This window comes from Mitsuokella sp. AF33-22 (assembly GCF_003475755.1).
Classification (GTDB): Bacteria; Bacillota; Negativicutes; order Selenomonadales; family Selenomonadaceae; genus Mitsuokella.
Map to the genome: position 1 here is coordinate 104,454 of NZ_QRQA01000008.1, position 19,498 is coordinate 123,951.

Below are 19,498 nucleotides of genomic sequence, written 5' to 3' on the forward strand. Positions count from 1 at the left end.
AAGAACCATTCAGGTGATACGATGGGAAGAAAGAATGCAGGAATCAAGACGGTCTGCGAGAACCGCAAGGCTCGTCACGATTACTTCATACACGAAACGTTTGAGGCCGGCCTTTCCCTTCAGGGAACGGAAGTCAAGTCCCTGCGCGCCGGACGGGCCAACCTCAAGGACAGCTATGCGAGCATTCAGAACGGCGAGCTTTTCGTCGAGAACTTGCATATCAGCCCCTATGATCAGGGCAATATCTTCAACCACGACCCGCTGCGCCGCAGGAAACTTCTGATGCACAAGGCGGAAATCGTGAAGCTCTTTGCCAAGACGCGCGAAAAAGGCTTCACGCTCGTGCCCCTGAAGATCTATTTCAAGCACGGCCGGGCCAAGCTCGAGCTGGCGCTGGCTTCGGGCAAGCACAATTACGACAAGCGTCAGGACCTTCATGAGAAGGCCGCGAAACGTGAGATTGAGCGTGCCCTCAAGGACCGTCAGCGTTATTGACGGCAGACTGACAGCAAAGGAGCTGCCGGTCACGGGAACATCCTGTGGCCGGCAGCTCTTTGTCTTATTTTGATAAATTGTAAAGCGATGTCCAATAATGCTATAATGGAAGCATATTTTCTTGATTGGAGATGAATCTATGGAGGATGCAAAGAATATAACGATGAAGCGCGGACTCAAGAACCGTCATTTGCAGATGATTGCGCTCGGCGGCGCCATCGGCACGGGACTGTTCTATGGTTCGGCTTCGACGATTGCGCTGGCGGGACCGTCCGTCATGCTCGCCTATCTGATCGGTGGCGTCGTGATTTTCCTCATTATGCGCATGCTGGGGGAGATGGCTGTCGATGAGCCGGTATCAGGCTCATTCAGTCATTATGCGACGAAGTACTGGGGCAGGTTCCCGGGCTTCCTTTCCGGCTGGAATTATTGGTTCAATTACGTGCTCGTGTCGATGGCGGAACTCACGGCCGTTGGCATCTACATGAATTTCTGGTTCCCGGACCTGCCGCAGTGGATTTCATCGCTGGTCTGTCTCGTGGCCATTACGGCATTGAATCTCGTCAATGTCCGGGCCTACGGCGAGGCCGAATTCTGGATGGCGCTCATCAAGATTGCCGCCATCGTCAGCATGATACTCCTGGGGCTCGGCCTGATCTTCTCGAGCGGGCAGCCCTTCCCCGAGAACTTCAGCAACATCTGGAAAAATGGCGGCTTCCTGCCGAACGGTCTCTGGGGACTCGCACTCTCCATCGCCGTCGTCATGTTCTCGTTCGGCGGCATCGAGCTCATCGGCATCACGGCTGGTGAGGCGGAGGATCCGGACCGCACGATTCCGCGCGCCATCAACCAGGTCATCTGGCGTATCCTGATTTTCTACGTCGGCACGATGGTTGTGCTCATGGCGCTCTGGCCGTGGAACAAGGTCGGTATGGAGGCGAGTCCGTTCGTCCAAATCTTCAACAATGTTGGCATCCCCGCTGCGGCGCACATCCTGAATTTCGTCGTGCTGACGGCGGCCATCTCGGTCTACAATTCTGCCATCTACAGCAACAGCCGAATGCTCTACGGTCTGGCGGGCACGGGCGAGGCTCCGGCCTTCTTCCGCAAGCTCTCGCCGCACGGCGTGCCGGTGCGCGGCATCCTGGTTTCCTCGGGCATCACGCTGATTGTCGTCGCGCTCAATTATTTCCTGCAGGGACACGTCTTCATGTATCTCATGATGATCGCGACCTGTGCGGCCGTCATCAGCTGGGTGGTCATCTGCATCACGCATCTGAAATTCCGCGCTTATTGCAAGGCGCATGGTAAGCAAACGAAATTCCATGCCATCCTGTATCCATGGGCCAACTACCTGTCGCTGCTTTTCCTGGCCGGTGTCGTCTTCTTCGTGTCACAGATCCCGGATATGCAGCTGGCAGTCCTGTTCCTGCCCATCTGGCTGTTCGTGCTCTGGCTCGGCTACTGCCGCTATCGCCGGAAAAAATGAAGAAATAAAGAAAAGGCATAATCTCTTTCCCGGTGGGGAAGGGGTTGTGCCTTTTCCTGACATGTAAACAGAAGATACAAAAAAGGCTTCCGCACACGGAAGCCTTGCTTTTCCAATGGAGCTGATTATAGGACTTGAACCTACGACCTGCTCATTACGAATGAGCTGCTCTACCAACTGAGCTAAATCAGCAAGATATGGAGCTGATTATAGGACTTGAACCTACGACCTGCTCATTACGAATGAGCTGCTCTACCAACTGAGCTAAATCAGCAAGATATGGAGCTGATTATAGGACTTGAACCTACGACCTGCTCATTACGAATGAGCTGCTCTACCAACTGAGCTAAATCAGCATCTGTCGCTTTTCGCAACTGACAGAATATAGTATATCGGTTTTGCCGCCCGGTGTCAACTGGTTTTTTTAAAAATTTTACGGAGCGGGAAATTTATGCGTTTCTAATTGGAAAGCGGACGGGAGTTCCGTATAATAGTATTTGACGAGGTACACTATTACGAAGGATGGTGTTTCGATATGAGGAGAATAGGAACGGCCTGCCTGGTGCTGCTGACGTTCCTGGCTGTCTGCTGCCTGTGGCAGGGCGGAACTGTAGAGGCTGCGCCGCAGCGCATCGAGGCGACGGGCGTCTACGTCATGGGGGATAACGACTCCCCGAAGATCGCGCGCGATGCCGCGCGCCAGGAGGCCATGCGCGTGGCGGTGGAGAAAGCCGGCGTCTACGTCGAGAGCTATTCACGCACGAAAAACATGCAGCTCACGGAGGATGACGTCAAGATGATCTCGGGTGCCGTGCTCAAGGTCATCAAGGAGGATTCGGTACCGGAGCTTTCGGGAACGACCTGGAAATACACGGTGCATCTGGTCGCCGAAGTGGATACGGATGACATCGACCTCAAGGCCATGATGGACAAGAAGACGGAGCTCGAGAAGCTGCAGCAGGAACGCGATGCTCTGAAGAAGCAGAATGAGGAACTGCTTGCCGAATACCAGAAGGCCAATGGCCAGGAGAAGAAACGGCTCGGCACGCGTCTCGAGTCGAGCTACGATTACGAGAAGATTTTTGACCGCAGCATGGGCTATATCCAGCGCAGCGAGTACACGCGGGCCATCGATGAGCTCACGACGCTCATCGAAGACCGGTCCGTCAAGGGTAATCCGCGCGCCTATGCCTACTATCTGCGCGGCCGGGCCTATTACGGGCTCAACCGTCCGCACGATGCCCTCGAGGATTTCAGCATGGCCAACAACACGGACCATGACAATACGACATATCCCATCTGGCGCTGCCATCAGTATGAGGGCTTAATCTATTACGATGAGGGCCGCTACGACGAGGCCGTGCGCGAGCTCGAGATTGCCTGGAACTATTCCGATAAACGGGATCGGGCGCTGGCAGATGACCTGCGCACGGCGCGCATGGCTGCCGAACGCGCGAAGAACCCGCCGCCGGAGCCGCAGCAGGAATCCGGATCGGAAGACAATGGACGGATCAACTGGACGAAGATCCTCACGGATGTCATCATCCATTCGATTGACAAGGGCTCCAATGGCTGAACCTGTTTGAGCAGGATTCCCCCGCTTGCCGGGGGATATATTTTTGCTTGACAGATACCCCCTAGTGGTATATTATAAAATACCGTTAGGGGGTATATTTTATGTGTGCATGTGAAAGAACAAAAGGCGAGGCCGCCGCAGAGAATGCGGAAAAGAGCTGCTGCGGCTGTGTCAAGCATAAATACCGCGACAAGGACAGCAAGGAATACAAATGCCTCGTCTCGCGGCTCAAGCGCATCGAGGGCCAGGTCCGCGGCGTCTGCAAGATGGTCGAGGACGACCGCTACTGCGTTGATATCCTCACGCAGGTCAGCGCGATCCAGTCAGCGCTCAATGCGTTCAATAAAGAGCTGCTCGCGCAGCACATCAAGTCGTGCGTCGTCGACGATATCCGCGCGGGGCATGATGAGGTCGTCGACGAACTCGTCGCGACGCTCCAGAAGGTCATGAAGTAAGTTATCCCATCGTTTTCCCAACAGCCACCAAGGAGGCTCAATTCCAAGATGAAAAAAGAAAAATTCACGATCACGGGCATGACGTGCTCGGCTTGCTCGGCCCGTGTGGAAAAAGCCGTCAGCAAGGTCGACGGCACGAAGGATGTCAGCGTGAATCTGCTGACGAACAGCATGCAGCTCGAGTATGATGAGTCGAAGACGAATGTGCCGGCCATCATTGCGGCCGTCGTTGAAGCCGGCTACGGCGCTTCGGTCAAAGGTGCGGAGAGGGCAAAGGCCGCCGCGCTTCCCGAGGAAGACCCCGTCAGGAAGAATATTGCCGAGATGAAGCATCGCCTCATCTGGTCCATCATCTTCCTGATGCCGACGCTCTACATCTCGATGCACGGGCTCTTCCAGAAGCTCTTCGGCCTGCCGGTGCCGCAGCTCATCAGCCAGGTCTTCGACGGCCCCGAGAATGCCATCACGTTTGCGTTCTCCCAGTTCCTGCTCGTGCTGCCCATCATGTACCTGAACCGCCGCTATTATATCGCAGGCTTCCGCAATCTCCTGCACGGGGCGCCGAACATGGACAGCCTTGTCGGCATGGGCTCGATGGCTGCCGCGCTCTTCGGTGCCTTTGCGATTTTCCGCATGGGCTGGGGCTTTGGCCATAACGACTGGGCGCTTGTCACCGAGTACAGCACGAATCTTTATTTTGAGTCGGCCGGCATGATTGTCACGCTGATCACCGTGGGCAAATACCTCGAGGCCCGCGCGAAGGGGCAGACGAGCAAGGCCCTTGAGAAGCTCATGGATCTTGCGCCGAAGCAGGCGGCCGTTGTGCGCGGTGGTGTGGAACAGGTCGTTCCTGTCGAGCAGCTCGCCGTCGGCGATGAGATTGTCGTGCGCCCCGGCGAGCGCATCCCCGCTGACGGTGTCGTGCTCTCGGGCACGACGAGCATCGATGAATCGGCCATCACGGGTGAGCCCATCCCCGTTGAGAAGCAGCAGGGGGATAAGGTGACCTCGGCGACCATCAACAAGCAGGGCTTCATCCATTTCCGCGCAGAGCGTGTCGGTGCCGATTCGACCATCAGTCAGATCATCCGGCTCGTCGATGAGGCCAGTGCTTCGAAGGCGCCGATTGCGCGCATGGCTGACAAGATTGCCGGTGTTTTCGTGCCGGCTGTCATCACGGTGGCCGTCCTTGCCGGTGCCGCCTGGCTCGCGATGGGCGCGAGCGTGGAATTCGCGTTCTCCATCGCCATCTGCATCCTCGTCATCTCCTGTCCGTGTTCGCTCGGCCTTGCCACGCCGGTGGCCATCATGGTCGGTACGGGCAAGGGCGCGGAAAACGGCATTCTCATAAAATCCGGTGAGGCGCTCGAGATCGCGCAGTCCGTCGATACGGTTGTCATGGACAAGACGGGCACGATCACCGAGGGCCGTCCGGAGGTCACGTCCGTCTTGGCAGCTGACGCCTTCTCGGAGCAGAAGCTCCTGGCGATTGCGGCAGGCCTTGAGAAGGGCAGCGAGCATCCGCTCGCCGAAGCCGTCATGAATTATGCCGAAGAGAAGAAGATCGCGGCAAAAGCCATGACGGATTTCAGGGCACTCTTTGGCCGCGGTGTTGAGGCCAGGGCCGACGGGCATGTATATTATGCGGGCAATGCCAAGCTCATGGCAGAGCAGCAGATTGATCTTGCCTCGTATGAAAGCCATCTCGGTGCGCTCTCCGATGACGGCTGCACGCCGCTGATCTTTGCCGAGGACAACCACGTGATCGGCATCCTCGCGGCTGCTGATGTCGAGAAAGCGACGAGCAAAGAGGCTATCGCCCGCTTCCGCGAGATGGGCATCGATGTCGTCATGCTGACCGGTGACAACGAGCGTACGGCGGAAGCCATCCGCCGCCGCATGGGCATCCCGAAGGTCATTGCGGGCGTCCTGCCGGAGAACAAGGCAGAACACATCAAGAAGCTTCAGTCTGAAGGCCACAAGGTTGCGATGATCGGCGATGGCATCAATGACGCGCCGGCGCTCGCGCAGGCAGATCTTGGCATGGCCATCGGCGCCGGCACGGATGTGGCCATCGAGAGTGCCGATGCCGTCCTGATGAAGAGCGACCTCCTCGATGCCGTCAGCGCCATCCGCCTTTCGAAGGCCGTGCTGCGCAACATCAAGGAAAATCTGTTCTGGGCGCTCATCTACAACGTCATCTGCATCCCCGTCGCGGCAGGCATCCTGTATCCGGCCTTCGGCATCAAGCTCTCGCCAGTCGTCGGCGCTGCCGCGATGAGCATGTCGAGCGTCTGCGTCGTCATGAATGCCCTGCGCCTGCGTTTCTTCAAGACCGATCGCGGCGAAGCCCAGGAGGCCGCCGTTGTCCATAAAGATGCCGCGCCGGCTGTACCGGCTGCGGCGGACCATCATTCTATCAAGCAGAAAGAGGAAGATACCATGGAAAAGACTCTCACGATCAAAGGCATGATGTGTGCACATTGCCAGAAACACGTTCACGATGCACTCGCCAAGATGGATGGCGTCACGGATGTCACCGTCGATCTCGAGGGCGGCAAGGCCGATGTCAAAGCCAGCCGCGAGATTCCGCAGGAAGATTTCCGCAAGGTCATCGAAGAGGCTGGTTACGAACTCGTAGGCTGATATTCTTGAGAATTTGAACTGGAAAAATCCTGGCAGATATGGAATTTATTTCTTATCTGCTGGGATTTTTTTCTTATTAAGCTTCCTTGTTTCCTCAGGCTGTTCTTGCAATTAGAAGGAATCCGCAGGGCTGTGGCGACAGTATGTTTTGCGTCCTTTTTTCAATGTTGATATAATGGAAGTATCTCACTGATCGGAGGCGAGCAGATGAAGCGTGAGGAACGGATTTACGAATACATCCAGACACAGTCGCAGAATATGGCCGGGGACGACTTCAAGGGGCGCGTGGGGTTTGACGCCCAGGAAATCGCATCGGCGCTCGACATCCTGCGCAACAATGTCTCGAAGGAACTCAATTCCCTCTACCGGCAGGGCATGATTGTCAAGTTCCTCGGGCGTCCTGTGCGCTATTTTGATAAAGGGGAACTCGAGAGCCGTCTCGGCGTACAGCTCGGAGTGGGCCCCTTCCAGTTTGAGTCGGTTGAGGAGATCGCGCCGTTGGCTGAGGCGAAGCCGGTCAACCCCTTTGTGCGTCTCATCGGTGCAGACCGCAGCCTCAGGAAGCAGGTCGAGCAGGCCAAGGCAGCCATCCTCTATCCGCCGGATGGCCTGCACACGCTGATTGTTGGCCAGACGGGCGTCGGCAAGACCCTCTTTGCGCACCTGATGTTCGAATACGGCAAGGTCATGCATCGCTTTGCTGAGGATGCGCCGTTCGTCACGTTCAACTGTGCCGATTACTACAACAACTCGCAGCTTTTGATCTCGCACATCTTCGGCCATATGAAGGGCGCGTTCACCGGCGCCGATACGGCCAAGGCCGGCCTTGTCGAGGAGGCGGACGGCGGCGTGCTCTTCCTCGACGAGATCCATCGCCTGCCGCCCGAAGGCCAGGAGATGATCTTCTACTTCATGGACACGGGCACCTTCAACCGCCTCGGCGAGACGACGCGCAGCCGCCACGCGAAAGTCCTGATCATCGGCGCGACGACGGAAGACCCCAATTCTGCGCTGACCAAGACGTTCGTGCGCCGCATTCCGAACATCATCCGGATTCACCCGCTCTCAGAGCGCACACTCGATGAAAAGCTCGATATTATCCGGCTGATGTTCCAGGATGAAGCACAGCGCGTCAAGAAGCCCATCCGCGTCGGCGTCGAATCCGTCAAGGCGCTTGTCGGCAGCATCGGCAACGGCAATGTGGGCCAGCTCAAATCGAACATCAAGCTGCTCTGTGCACAGGCCTTCCTCAACGGCATCGACAACCCGAAATGCATGGAGGTGGATTTCAAGATCCTGCCGACGCAGCTCAAGGAGGGCCTCCTGACGCTCTCAGCCAACCGCCAGGACCTGATGGAACTGACGAAACGGCTTGGCGGCGAACAGTTCCTCGTCATCCTGCCACCGGGGCGTAAGCTTCAGCTCGAGGACGATGATGAAGCGCGGGAACCCTTCAATCTTTACCAGGTCGTCGAGGACAAGGTCGATCTGCTCAAGGAGGAGGGCATCAGCAGCGATCTCATCAAGCAGATCGTGGCCACGGATGTCAACGTTTACGTCAAGAATCTCTACAACAAGAAGAACTCCGTCAACATGACGACGCGGGAGCGCCTGCTGAAAATCGTCGACGCCTCTCTCGTGGACTTCTCGGAGCAGATCTCGCTCTACGTGCAGAAGCGCATGAACAGGAGTTACCGGGACCGTTTCCTCTATGCGTTCAGCCTGCACCTTTCCGCCTTCCTCAAGCGCGTCAAGGCCAAGGAAACCATCCCGTACACGGAAATCGAAGGTGCGGTGCCGCAAAATTCCCTGTGCCTGGCTGTAGCGATGGAGATCGGCGGCCTCATCGAGCAGCACTATCACATCAAAGTGCCGCGTGTCGAAATCGAATACATCGCGTTGCTGCTCGAATCGGCTGAAGACGATGACCTCGAGGACAAGATCGTCATCCTCGTGCTGGCGCACGGCAAGGGCACGGCCAGTTCAATGCTTGAGGTCGCCCAGCGCCTCTTCGGCAATACCGACAACAGCACGCTGGCCGTCGATATGCCGCTCGACGTCAATCCGCAGGAGGTCCTCGACAAGATTACGGCCATGCTGCGTGCCGTGCGCTGCCAGAAGGGAATCCTGATCCTCGCGGACATGGGCTCGCTTTGCAACTTCGGCCCGCTGCTATCCGAACGTCTCAGGGTCCCCGTGCGCACGATCGATATGGTGTCGACGCCGCTGATCCTCGAGGCCATGCGCAAGGTGGATGTCGCGGGCATGGATCTTGATACGGTCTATGATTCGCTGCGCAGCTTCCACGGCTATGAAGCTGTCGACATGGCCGAAGGAGAACGGCTGGCCGAACAGGCTCACGAAGTCATCGTGACCATCTGCTCGACGGGGCAGGGAACGGCGCTGAAACTCAAGGCCCTCGTCAAGGATATCCTGCGTCAGGCCGGCTGTGTCATGGAAGTCATTCCCGTAGGTCTCGTCAACCTCGAGGAGCGTCTGGCGGAAATCGCTGAAGACCATCGCATCGTGGCGGCCGTTGGCATGAAGAAGCCGAAGATGCGCATTCCCTTCATCCCGCTCGAGCAGCTCATCGACGGCGAAGGCGAAGCCATCCTGCGCGAGCTCGTCACGGGCCGCCGCCATACGATTCCTTCACCCGAAAACCGCAGCCTCGTCGTCAAGAAACTCTGCGAGGAATCCCTGCAGAAATTCCTGACGTATCTCAACCCCGCCAAGGTCTTGCCGCTGCTGCTCTCCTTTGACCAGCGGCTGGAGGAACGCCTGCAGAAGAAACTGCCGAATCCGATGCGCATCCGCCTGCTCGTTCACTGCGGCTGCGCACTTGAACGCATCGTCACGCGCAGTCCCCTGACGTATACGGCTGACCGAAGCGAGCTTCCCGCCGAAAAACTGGCCGCACTGCAGACCGCGGCAGAAGTCTTTGAGGAAAGCCTGCAGCTGCATGTCCCTGAGGATGAACTCTGCTTTATGGCAGAAATGATCTGACTTTTGATACACTGAATACACTATCGCTTGGATGTGTGCGATAGTGTATTTTTTTCGCATAAACATCGTTGATACTGTATCGAAACGCGTGGAAAATAATAGAAAAGAGTATTATTTGAACAGTAATAGTATTGTTTTATCCGTATCGAAAGCAAAAGGTTACGAAATTAGGCCATTCGAGAATATCAAAAATTTTGATACACAAAGTTGGCATGAATCTTGCATTATAAAAGGACGTGAGGACATAGCGTAAAATATTATGAAATCATTCGAGGTCATTCAAGGAGGTAATGTTGGATGTTTGCTATTCTTGTTGGCACGCATGGCCGTTTTTCCGAGGAACTTGTCAAATCCTGTGAGATGATTTGCGGTGAGCAGAAAAATGTCCGCGCCGTAACGCTCGTCCCGGGTGAAGGACCAGATGACGTGGTCAAGAAGTACGAGGCTGCGATCAAGGAGCTGGACTGCACGGATGGCGTGCTGTTCCTCAACGACTTGTTCGGCGGCAGTCCGTACAACGCCGCCTGCCGTCTTGTCATCAGCAATGAATCGTACGGCATCGTGACGGGTGTCAACCTGCCGATGCTCATCGAGATGTGCAGCCTGCAGATGATGGATGATAAATCCCTTACGATCCAGGATATCATGGCAAAAGCAGTGGAGGCGGGCAAGAGCGGCCTGCAGGTATTCCATGCAAGCCAGATCGCAGAAGATGAGGAGGATGATTTATAATGAAGATCGTATTGGCAAGAATCGATGACCGCCTGATTCATGGCCAGGTCGCAACCGTGTGGTCGAAGGCAACGAACTGCCAGCGCATCATTGTCTGTGACGATGAAGTCGCCAAGGACAAGATCCGTTCGACGCTTCTGAAACAGGTCGCACCGGCTGGCATCAAGAGCCACGTCGTAGACCTCGCGAAGGCCGTGCGTGTCTACAACAATCCGAAGTATGAGAACGACCGCTGCCTGCTGCTCTTTACGAATCCGGCGAGTGTCTTGTACCTCGTCGAGCACGGCGTGCCAATCAAGAGTGTCAACATCGGCGGCATGAGCTTCCACGAAGGCAAGCATCAGATCACGAGCGCCGTATCGGTTGACGACAAAGACATTGCGGCATTCAAGAAGCTCAATGAAATGGGGATTGAGCTTGAGATCCGCAAGGTGGACTCCGATAAGAAAGTGATGATGATGGATGTGCTGAACAAACAGTAATCCATTTCATAAAGGAAGTGAGCGGCTTTGGCCGCTCACATGGGGGGTTATGGAATAATTCACAATGGAGGGGTTAATCATGGAACTCAGTACAATTCAAGTGCTGCTCATTTTCATTTTTGGCACGATCGCCGGCATGGGATCCTGCCTCGATGAGCTGCAGACGCATCGCCCGCTTATTGCATGTACGATGACCGGCCTGATCTTGGGTGATATCACAACAGGTATTATCATTGGTGGTACTCTTGAACTCATGGCTCTCGGCTGGATGAACATCGGCGCAGCGATTGCACCGGATGCGGCACTGGCTTCCGTCATTTCCACCATCCTGGTCATCGCCGGCCATCAGGACGTGGCTACTGGTATCGGTATCGCCATGCCGCTCGCAGCTGCCGGCCAGGTCCTGGCAATCTTCTGTAAAACGATTTCCGTTGTATTCCAGCATCGTGCTGACCACTATGCAGAACAGGGCGACCTGCGCGGCATCGACCTCTGCCACTACGGCGCACTGATCCTTCAGGGCCTGCGCGTTGGCATCCCGGCTCTCATCGTCGCCGTTTCCGTCGGCACGGGCGCCGTACAGGCCATGCTCGACGCCATCCCGCCGGTCATCACGGGCGGCCTGCAGGTCGCTGGCGGCTTCATCGTCGTCGTAGGTTATGCAATGGTCATCAACATGATGGGCGCAAAATACCTCATGCCATTCTTCTTCCTTGGTTTCGTCGTTGCAGCTTTTACGACGTTCAACCTCGTTGCTCTCGGCGTTATCGGCCTCGTCCTCGCCATCGTCTATCTGCAGCTTAACCCGAAGTATGCAGAGCTGGCCGCAGCACCTGCCGCCGCTTCCTCTTCGGATAAGGATGACGATTTGGACGACGAACTTGACTGATTGGTGAGGAGGAAGATCATCATGGAAAAGAAAATCACGAAAAACGATTTCTTCTGGACATTTATCCGTTCGAATTTCCTGCAGGGCTCCTGGAACATGGAACGCATGCAGGCCCTGGGCTTCTGCTTCGGCATGGTGCCAATCCTCAAACGCCTCTATACGGGCGATGAGCTCAAGCAGGCCATCAAGCGTCACCTCGAATTCTACAACACGCATCCATTCGTCACGGCTCCAATCATCGGCATCACGGCAGCCATGGAAGAGAAGCGTGCCAACGGTGCGGAAATCCCGGACAGCGTCATCAACGGCATCAAAGTCGGCATGATGGGCCCGCTGGCCGGCGTCGGCGACCCGATCTTCTGGGGCACGCTGCGCCCAATCACCGCAGCACTCGGCGCCTCGTTCGCCATCTCCGGCAGCATCCTTGGCCCGATCATCTTCTTCGTGCTCTTCAACGCCGTCCGCCTCTGGGTACGCTGGTACGGCATCAAATACGGCTATGCCAAAGGCACGGACATCGTCCAGGATGTCGCTGGCAACCGCCTGCAGAAACTCACGGAAGGTGCTTCCATCCTCGGCCTCTTCGTCATGGGCGCCCTGGTCAACAAGTGGACAAGCGTCAACATCCCGGTCGTCGTCTCGCAGATCACCAATGCCAAAGGTGAAGTCGTCACGACGACGGTACAGACCATCCTCGATCAGCTCATGCCGGGCCTCATCCCGCTGCTCATGACGTTTGCATGCATGGCACTGCTCAAACGCAAGGTCAACGCCATCTGGATCATCTTCGGCCTCTTCGCCATCGGCATCATCTGCTATGGCCTGGGCATCATGAACGTCAAGTAATCCCATATCATACATCCAGGAAAGAGACTGCGGCCCTGTGGCATGCAGTCCTTTTCTGTTGTGGAGCGGCGCATCCGCCGCGTTTGGTGAAGAAAGCAGGAAGCCTGTATTTCAGCTTTGTGCTGACGGTTCTTCTTTTGCGGAAACCCTTTACTTTTGCTGATGAATTACGTAAAATAAAAAAAGAAATAGGAAACTATCAATTAAGTATTCTCGTGGAATAGGAGAGATGTTCCCATGATCAAAAAAGCGATTGCTGTCATGACCTCCGGCGGCGACAGCCCGGGCATGAATGCTGCGGCCCGCGCCGTAGTTCGTACAGCACTTTATGAAGGCGTAGAAGTCTATGGCATCAACAACGGCTACCAGGGCATGCTCGACGACGACATCGTGCAGCTCACGAGCCGCAGCGTCAGCGACCTCATTCAGCGTGGCGGCACGTTCCTCGGCACGGCCCGCTGCCCGGAGTTCAAGACGCCGGAAGGCCGCAAAAAAGGCTTCGACAACCTCATGAAGCGTGGGATTGAAGGCCTCGTCATCATCGGCGGCGACGGCAGCCTCACGGGCGGTTCCCTGCTCTCGAAGGAAACGGGTCTGCCCATCGTCGGCCTGCCGGGCACCATCGACAACGATGTCTGGGGCATGGACTACACGATTGGCTGCGACACGGCGGCCAACACCATCGTCGACGCCATCAACAAACTGCGCGACACGGCCTCGGCTCACCGCCGCATTATGCTCGTCGAAGTCATGGGCCGCAACTCCGGCTGGCTCGCCATGATGAGCGGCATCGCCGGCGGTGCAGAATTCATCCTCGTCCCGGAAGTCAAATTCGACATGGAAGAAATGTGCCAGGAAATCAAGGACATGTATGCCAAGGGCAAACGCTACAGCATCATCGTCGTTGCTGAAGGCGCAGGCTCGGCCATCGAGATCGGCAAAGTCGTCGAGGAAAAAACCGGCATCGACACGCGTGTATCCGTCCTCGGCCACATCCAGCGTGGGGGCTCCCCGTCGGTCGAAGACCGTATGAAAGCCTCGATGCTCGGTGAAAAGGCAGCCCTTGCCATCATCTCCGGTGCTTCCGACGTCGTCTTCGGCTTCAACGAAGGCAAAGTCGTCAGCGTCAATCTCTTCGACGCCGTCAACAACACCAAGACTCTCAACCCCGAACTCGTGCGCCTCGCCCGCGTTCTGGCCTAAGGGATCCTGAACATAAAAAATAAGCGGAGACTGTTGCCAAGCTGCACTTGGCAACAGTCTCCGCTTTTGATTTTTAAACTGCAGGATGTTACATTACGCTTCCCGGATACTTCAGCGTCGCAAAATAATCGTCGAGCGTCTGCGCACGGCGGATCAGTTCCACACTGCCGTCCTCGTGCAGCAGCAGCTCCGCGCACCAGAGCTTGCCGTTGTAATTGAAGCCCATCGCACTGCCGTGTGCACCCGTATCATGGATGATTACGCGGTCGCCAATATCGATCTTCGGCAGCTTGCGGTCAATCGCGAACTTATCGTTATTCTCGCAGAGCGAACCCGTCACATCATAAACGTGATCGCACGGCTCATTCTCCTTGCCGGCAATCGTGATGTGATGGTAAGCGCCGTACATCGCCGGACGCATCAGATTGGCCATGCAGGAATCGAGGCCGATGTAATCCTTGTACGTCTTCTTCTCGTGGATGGCCGTGGAAACGAGCCAGCCGGCAGGACCCGTGATCGCGCGGCCGCTCTCCGTCATCATGGCCACATCGCCGAGGCCCTCCGGTACCATCATCTCGTCGTAGAGCGCATGGATGCCCTCGCCGACCGCCTTGAGATCGACCGGCTCTTCCTCCGGACGGTACGGGATGCCGATGCCGCCGCCGATGTTGACGAACTCGACATGGATGCCGAAGCGGCGCTTGAGCTCGATGGCCAGCTCGAACATGAGCTTCGCCGTGAAGACAAAGGCCTCCGTGCGGCGCTCATTTGAAGCGACCATCGTATGCAGGCCAAAGCGCTTGACACCCTTTTCCAGTGCGCGGCGATAGCCTTCAAACAGCTGCTCGCGCGTCAGGCCGTACTTTGCCTCGGTCGGCTTGCCGATGATATCGTTGCCTTCCATGAGGTTGCCCGGATTGTAGCGGAAGCAGAGCACCTGCGGCAGACCGGCGTTCTGCTCGAGGTAATCAAGATGGGAGAGATCGTCGAGGTTGATGATCGCACCGAGTTCGATGGCCTTCTGGAACTCATCGGCCGGCGTATCATTCGAGGTCAGAAGAATCTCTTCTCCTTTGAAGCCCGCCGCTTCGGAGAGCACGAGCTCAGCGAGGCTGCTGTTGTCCGTGCCGGCACCCTCCTCATGGAGAATCTGCAGGATGCGCGGATTTGGCAGGGCCTTGACGGCAAACTGCTCGCGGAAACGCGGTGCCCAGGCAAACGCCTGCTGCAGAGCGCGGATATTGGCGCGGATGGCCTTTTCATCATAGATATGGAACGGGGTCGGATATTTTGCGATGACAGCTTCAAGCTGTTCCTTGTTGAGCGGGAAGGTCTTTTGACTCATAAAATTGCCTCCTGTAATGCTTGTTTATGCAGAGAGAATTATTATCTTTAAAAAGGTAAGTAAATTATAACAAACAGGAATACTACTGTCAATTACTATAAAGAAAATGAATAAAAATATTTTGCCATCCAGTAGGATTTCATGACGCTGTTTGGAAGAATATGATAGAATAGAAACGAAATCTATTTTCTATCCTGTTTTACTGTTGTATTATGAAGAAAAATGAGGAAATCACATGGGAAGAATCTTAGGACTCCTGCGCCTGTTCCGGCGCGATATCATCGTCATGCTCATGGCGCTCAAAGAACGCGATACGCCGGGCAAGGTAAAAGGCCTTCTCGTACTCTCCATCCTGTACCTCATCAGCCCGATTGACATCATTCCCGACGCCGTTCCGTTCTTCGGCTTCCTTGATGACGCCGTCATCGTGCCGACGGCCATCTGCGGCCTCATGCAGCTGCTGCCGCCGCATGTGCGCAGCCGCAGCGAGCAGCAGGCAGACTATGTCCTGCGCCATGCCAAGCTCTTCGGCGCACTCGTGACTGTTTTCGTCATCTGCTGGGCCGTTCTGCTGGTTTGGGGAATCTATAAATTGATTGCATAATATAAGGAGTGCCAGATACATTGCGTTTATATATTGCCGAGAAACCGAGTGTGGGCCGGGAACTGGCCAAATGCCTGAGGGGGCCCGTTGCACGCCATGACGGCTATCTGACGACCCAGGACGGCGTCGTCACCTGGCTCTTCGGCCATATCCTGCGTCAGGCGGAGCCGGAGGAATACGACCCGAAGTACAAGCGCTGGCGGGCCGAAGACTTGCCCATCATTCCCGCTCAGTGGAAACTTTACGTGGACAAGGACTGCGAGAAGCAGTTTGGTATCGTCAAATCCCTCATCGCGAAGGCCGATGAGATCGTCCACGGCGGCGACCCGGACCGCGAAGGCCAGCTGCTCGTCGACGAAGTCCTCGACTATCTCGGGAACAAGAAGCCCGTGCGGCGCATCCTCCTGAATGCCCTTGATGAGACGAGCATCAAGAAGGCCAACGCGCATCTGCGGGACAACAAGGATTTCTTTAACCTCAAGCAGTCGGCACTGGCCCGCGCGCGGGCGGACTGGCTCATCGGCATGAATCTCTCGCGTGCCTACACGCTGGCTGCACGCCGTGCCGGACACGAGGGCCTTGTGCTGCCCATCGGCCGCGTCAAGACGCCGACGCTTTCGCTCGTCGTGCGCCGCGAGCGCGAGATCGAACATTTCAAGCCCGTTGACTACTACAACATCAAGGCGACGTTCCAGCATGAGAACGGCAGCTTTACGGCGCAGTGGAAGCCGAAGGACACGATGGCTGGCCTCGACAGCGAGAACCGCCTCATCGACAAGTCCCTCGCCGAAACGAAGCTCAGGGAATTTTCCGCGGCACCGCATGACGGTGAGATCACAGCTTACCAGAAGGCAAAGAAGCAGGAGCCGCAGCCGCTGCCGTTCTCTCTGTCGACGCTGCAGGTCCTCGCCGGCAAGATGTACGGCTACGCACCGCAGCTCGTCCTCGATACCGCGCAGAAACTCTACGAGAAGAAACTCACGACGTACCCGCGCTCCGACTGTGAATACCTGCCGCTGAACCAGCACGGCGATGCGGCAAAAATCCTCTCGCACCTCTCAAAGGCCGGCGATCCTGAACTCGCCGCGTGGGTGCCAGCCGCGAAGCCGCAGCAGAAAAGCCGGGCCTGGAACGACAAGAAGATTTCGGCACATCATGCCATCATCCCGACGACGGTGCAGGCCGATGTCACGAAGATGACGGAGGAGGAGCGCAATCTCTACCACCTGATCGGCCGCGGCTACATCGCGCAGTTCTATCCCGTGCATACGTATGACCAGACGAAAGTCGAGGTCACCTACAAGGATGAGCTCTTCACGGCCAGCGGCCGCACGGAGCGCGATCTCGGCTGGAAAGTCATGTATCAGTCAAAGCGGCGCCAGGAAGCCGATGACGACGACAAGGATGACAAGGAGGAGAAGGATGACGAGTCGGGCAAGACGCTGCCTGCCATGAAGAAGCACGACCCGGCCAGCTGGAAACGCGGCCGCATCGTCAGCCGCGTCACGAAGCCGCCCGTGCGCTTCACGCCTTCGTCGCTCCTGGCCGGCATGAAGGAAATCCATAAATACGTCAAGAATCCCGAGGCCAAGAAACAGCTCAAGGATGTCTATGGCATCGGCACGGAAGCCACGCGCGCGACGATCATCGACGACCTCATCCGGCGCAAATTCATGAAGACACAGGGAAAGAAAAAGTACCTCGTGCCGACGCCGGCCGCGTATCTCCTCGTCGATGCCCTGCCGGATGAGATGACGTACCCCGATTCCACGGCTATCTGGGAGGATAAGCTGCATTCCATGTCGGAAGGGGAGGGGACGCTCGAGGAGTTCCTCAAGGGACAGATTGACTTTACGCGCACCCTCTGCCAGAAGGCCTATCAGGCGGAAATCAAGGTCACGGGCGAAAATATCTGCCCGCGCTGCCACAAGGGCGTCCTGCTGCAGCGCAAGGGACGCAACGGCCTGTTCTGGGGCTGCTCGAATTATCCGAAGTGCCGCATGACCTGCAACGACAAGAACGGCAAGCCGGATCTTGAAGATGCCAAACGCCGCCTCGCACGTGCGCCGCGCGACATGGCGGCCGGTGCTGCAGGAAATGCTTCGCCGGGAGCTGCCCCGTACCGGCCGGCACAGCCCGCTGCTGTCTACCGCAATGAAGAACGTTCCGCTTCGGTCGGCGATGAGATCGCGGCGCTCAACCAGCTCTTTTCCGCGGCGGACTACGAGGCCAATCTGGCTGCCGACATGGCCAGCTACGTGCCGGAACGCCGTCAGGCGCCGTCTTCCTGGAGCGACAAGCCGAAGTTTTCCGCGAGTCCGATGGAGCATCTGCAGAAGGAAGGCGCAGATGCGAAGGAGAAGAAATATTTGTGCCCGCGCTGCCGCGAAGGTCACCTGCGCCGCATCCAGGGCCGCAACGGTGTCTTCTGGGGCTGCTCGAATTACCCTCGCTGCACCGCCACCTTCGACGACGAAAAAGGCAGACCTCTTCTTTGAGTTGAGATATAACAAAGTAACGGATAAAAGGAGTTTTTATGACTAGTTTTCAAGACCTCGGCATCGCTGAATCGCTGACAGCCGCACTCGCGGCCAAAGGCATTGCGGCGCCGACGCCCATCCAAGAAAAAGCCATCCCCGAGCTTCTGGCCGGCCATGATATCATCGGACAGGCTCCGACAGGCACGGGCAAGACGCTTGCTTACCTGCTGCCCATCCTCATGGGGCTCGAGGCCAGCCGCCGCGAAGCGCAGGCCCTGATCCTCGCGCCGACGTATGAGCTCGCCATGCAGATTGCCGGCGAAGCGCGCCAGCTGAACGCGGACGCGTCTCTCGGCCTCAAGATCCAGGGGCTCATCGGCGGCGCCAACATCGCGCGTCAGATTGACAAGCTCAAGGAAAAGCCGCAGCTCATCGTCGGCTCCGCCGGCCGCATCCTCGAGCTTGCGCACAAGGGCAAGCTCAAGCTTGGCGGTATCCGCTTCCTCGTCCTCGACGAATTCGACCGGCTGCTCGATGACCAGAATGCCGAAAGCACGGCCGATGTTGTCAAGCTGCTGCCAGCAGAACGCCAGGTCGCGATGGTTTCGGCGACGGCGCCGAAAAAAGCGCGCGACCGTGCCTCTTTCCTCGGCAGCCCCGTGGAAATCCGGGTGGAGCAGGACGCCGCCGGCCTTGCCGCCTGCGAGCACTACTTCGTCACCGTGCCCTTCCGCGAGAAAATCGAGCGGCTGCGCAAACTCACGCGCACGCTGCCCATCAAGCGCGGCCTCGTCTTCATCAACAAGACGTTTGCCGCCGAGCAGACGCTCGCGAAGCTCCGCTACGAGGGCCTGCGCGTCGAATCCCTGCTCGGCCGCGACGGCAAGCAGGCCCGTCAGTCGGCCATCGCCGACTTCAAGAAGGGGACGGCACAGCTCCTGCTCTCGACCGACCTCGCGGCACGCGGCCTCGACATCCCGCAGATTGACTACGTCATCAACCTCGACCTGCCGGAAAGCGCGCAGGTCTACCAGCACCGCGCGGGCCGCACGGCCAGAGCCGGCGCGACGGGTGCAGTCATCACCCTGATTGACCTCAAGGAAGCCTACAAGCTCGAACAGCTCGAACGTAAGCTGGGCATCCATTTCGAGCGGCTGCCGCGCCAGAAATCCCCGGCCGGCAAGACGGCAAAGGCTGTGAAGAAGCAGCCGAAGTCCAAGCCCAGACCGCAGCATTCGCATTGATTTATA

Annotated in this window: 15 protein-coding genes and 3 tRNA genes; 14 read left to right on the forward strand and 4 right to left on the reverse strand. The window is 57.1% G+C overall.

What is annotated here, in order from left to right; genetic code table 11:
- Positions 1-21: 21 nt before the first annotated feature.
- On the forward strand, positions 22-495 hold the full coding sequence (gene smpB, locus DWZ54_RS06635) for an SsrA-binding protein SmpB (RefSeq protein ID WP_118474987.1): 474 nt from the start codon (positions 22-24) through the stop codon (positions 493-495).
- 139 nt (positions 496-634) lie between these two features.
- Positions 635-1,984: an amino acid permease gene (locus tag DWZ54_RS06640; protein ID WP_118474988.1), complete on the forward strand. Its 1,350-nt coding sequence runs from the start codon at positions 635-637 to the stop codon at positions 1,982-1,984.
- Positions 1,985-2,100: 116 nt separating this feature from the next.
- Here DWZ54_RS06640 and DWZ54_RS06645 read toward each other — a convergent pair.
- The 3 genes from DWZ54_RS06645 to DWZ54_RS06655 form a co-directional block, all read right to left on the reverse strand.
- Positions 2,101-2,176, reverse strand: a tRNA-Thr gene (locus DWZ54_RS06645).
- Positions 2,177-2,182: 6 nt separating this feature from the next.
- A tRNA-Thr gene (locus DWZ54_RS06650) sits at positions 2,183-2,258 on the reverse strand.
- A 6-nt stretch (positions 2,259-2,264) separates the two neighbouring features.
- A tRNA-Thr gene (locus DWZ54_RS06655) sits at positions 2,265-2,340 on the reverse strand.
- 179 nt (positions 2,341-2,519) lie between these two features.
- Between DWZ54_RS06655 and DWZ54_RS06660 the strand changes: the two genes are divergently transcribed.
- The 9 genes from DWZ54_RS06660 to pfkA all read left to right on the forward strand — a co-directional run bounded on the left by DWZ54_RS06660 (position 2,520) and on the right by pfkA (position 13,819).
- Positions 2,520-3,560 (forward strand): tetratricopeptide repeat protein, encoded by a 1,041-nt coding sequence (locus DWZ54_RS06660; RefSeq protein ID WP_118474989.1) that lies wholly within the window; start codon positions 2,520-2,522, stop codon positions 3,558-3,560.
- 101 nt (positions 3,561-3,661) lie between these two features.
- On the forward strand, positions 3,662-4,015 hold the full coding sequence (locus DWZ54_RS06665) for a metal-sensing transcriptional repressor (protein WP_118474990.1): 354 nt from the start codon (positions 3,662-3,664) through the stop codon (positions 4,013-4,015).
- Positions 4,016-4,063: 48 nt separating this feature from the next.
- A complete protein-coding gene (locus tag DWZ54_RS06670; protein ID WP_118474991.1) occupies positions 4,064-6,661 on the forward strand; it encodes a heavy metal translocating P-type ATPase in 2,598 nt (865 codons plus the stop codon).
- Between the two features lie 207 nt (positions 6,662-6,868).
- Positions 6,869-9,667, forward strand: coding sequence for a sigma 54-interacting transcriptional regulator (locus DWZ54_RS06675; RefSeq protein WP_118474992.1), 2,799 nt, complete (start codon positions 6,869-6,871; stop codon positions 9,665-9,667).
- A gap of 297 nt (positions 9,668-9,964) precedes the next feature.
- On the forward strand, positions 9,965-10,399 hold the full coding sequence (locus DWZ54_RS06680) for a PTS sugar transporter subunit IIA (RefSeq protein ID WP_118015899.1): 435 nt from the start codon (positions 9,965-9,967) through the stop codon (positions 10,397-10,399).
- Positions 10,399-10,881, forward strand: a complete 483-nt coding sequence (locus DWZ54_RS06685) for a mannose/fructose/sorbose PTS transporter subunit IIB (RefSeq protein WP_118474993.1) — start codon at positions 10,399-10,401, stop codon at positions 10,879-10,881. Before DWZ54_RS06680 ends, DWZ54_RS06685 begins: the two co-directional genes overlap by 1 nt.
- A gap of 79 nt (positions 10,882-10,960) precedes the next feature.
- Positions 10,961-11,770 (forward strand): PTS mannose/fructose/sorbose transporter subunit IIC, encoded by an 810-nt coding sequence (locus DWZ54_RS06690; protein WP_118474994.1) that lies wholly within the window; start codon positions 10,961-10,963, stop codon positions 11,768-11,770.
- 21 nt (positions 11,771-11,791) lie between these two features.
- Positions 11,792-12,616 carry a PTS mannose transporter subunit IID gene (gene manZ, locus DWZ54_RS06695; protein ID WP_118474995.1) on the forward strand — a complete coding sequence of 275 codons (825 nt, stop codon included), beginning with the start codon at positions 11,792-11,794 and terminating at the stop codon, positions 12,614-12,616.
- A 237-nt stretch (positions 12,617-12,853) separates the two neighbouring features.
- Positions 12,854-13,819 (forward strand): 6-phosphofructokinase, encoded by a 966-nt coding sequence (pfkA, locus tag DWZ54_RS06700; RefSeq protein WP_118015903.1) that lies wholly within the window; start codon positions 12,854-12,856, stop codon positions 13,817-13,819.
- An 88-nt stretch (positions 13,820-13,907) separates the two neighbouring features.
- Here the strand turns inward: pfkA and DWZ54_RS06705 are convergent, their stop codons facing one another.
- The gene (locus DWZ54_RS06705; RefSeq protein WP_118474996.1) at positions 13,908-15,164 is read right to left on the reverse strand and encodes a diaminopimelate decarboxylase; all 1,257 of its coding nucleotides are present in this window, start codon (positions 15,162-15,164) and stop codon (positions 13,908-13,910) included.
- Positions 15,165-15,399: 235 nt separating this feature from the next.
- On the opposite strand from DWZ54_RS06705, the gene DWZ54_RS06710 reads away from it, so the two are divergent.
- Genes DWZ54_RS06710 through DWZ54_RS06720 form a run of 3 tightly spaced genes read left to right on the forward strand, consistent with a single transcriptional unit; the run spans position 15,400 to position 19,492 of the window.
- Positions 15,400-15,768, forward strand: coding sequence for a YkvA family protein (locus DWZ54_RS06710; RefSeq protein WP_118474997.1), 369 nt, complete (start codon positions 15,400-15,402; stop codon positions 15,766-15,768).
- A gap of 20 nt (positions 15,769-15,788) precedes the next feature.
- Entirely contained in the window at positions 15,789-18,266 is a 2,478-nt protein-coding gene (locus tag DWZ54_RS06715; protein WP_118474998.1) for a DNA topoisomerase 3, read from the forward strand.
- A 38-nt stretch (positions 18,267-18,304) separates the two neighbouring features.
- The gene (locus DWZ54_RS06720) at positions 18,305-19,492 is read left to right on the forward strand and encodes a DEAD/DEAH box helicase (protein WP_118474999.1); all 1,188 of its coding nucleotides are present in this window, start codon (positions 18,305-18,307) and stop codon (positions 19,490-19,492) included.
- Positions 19,493-19,498: the final 6 nt, after the last annotated feature.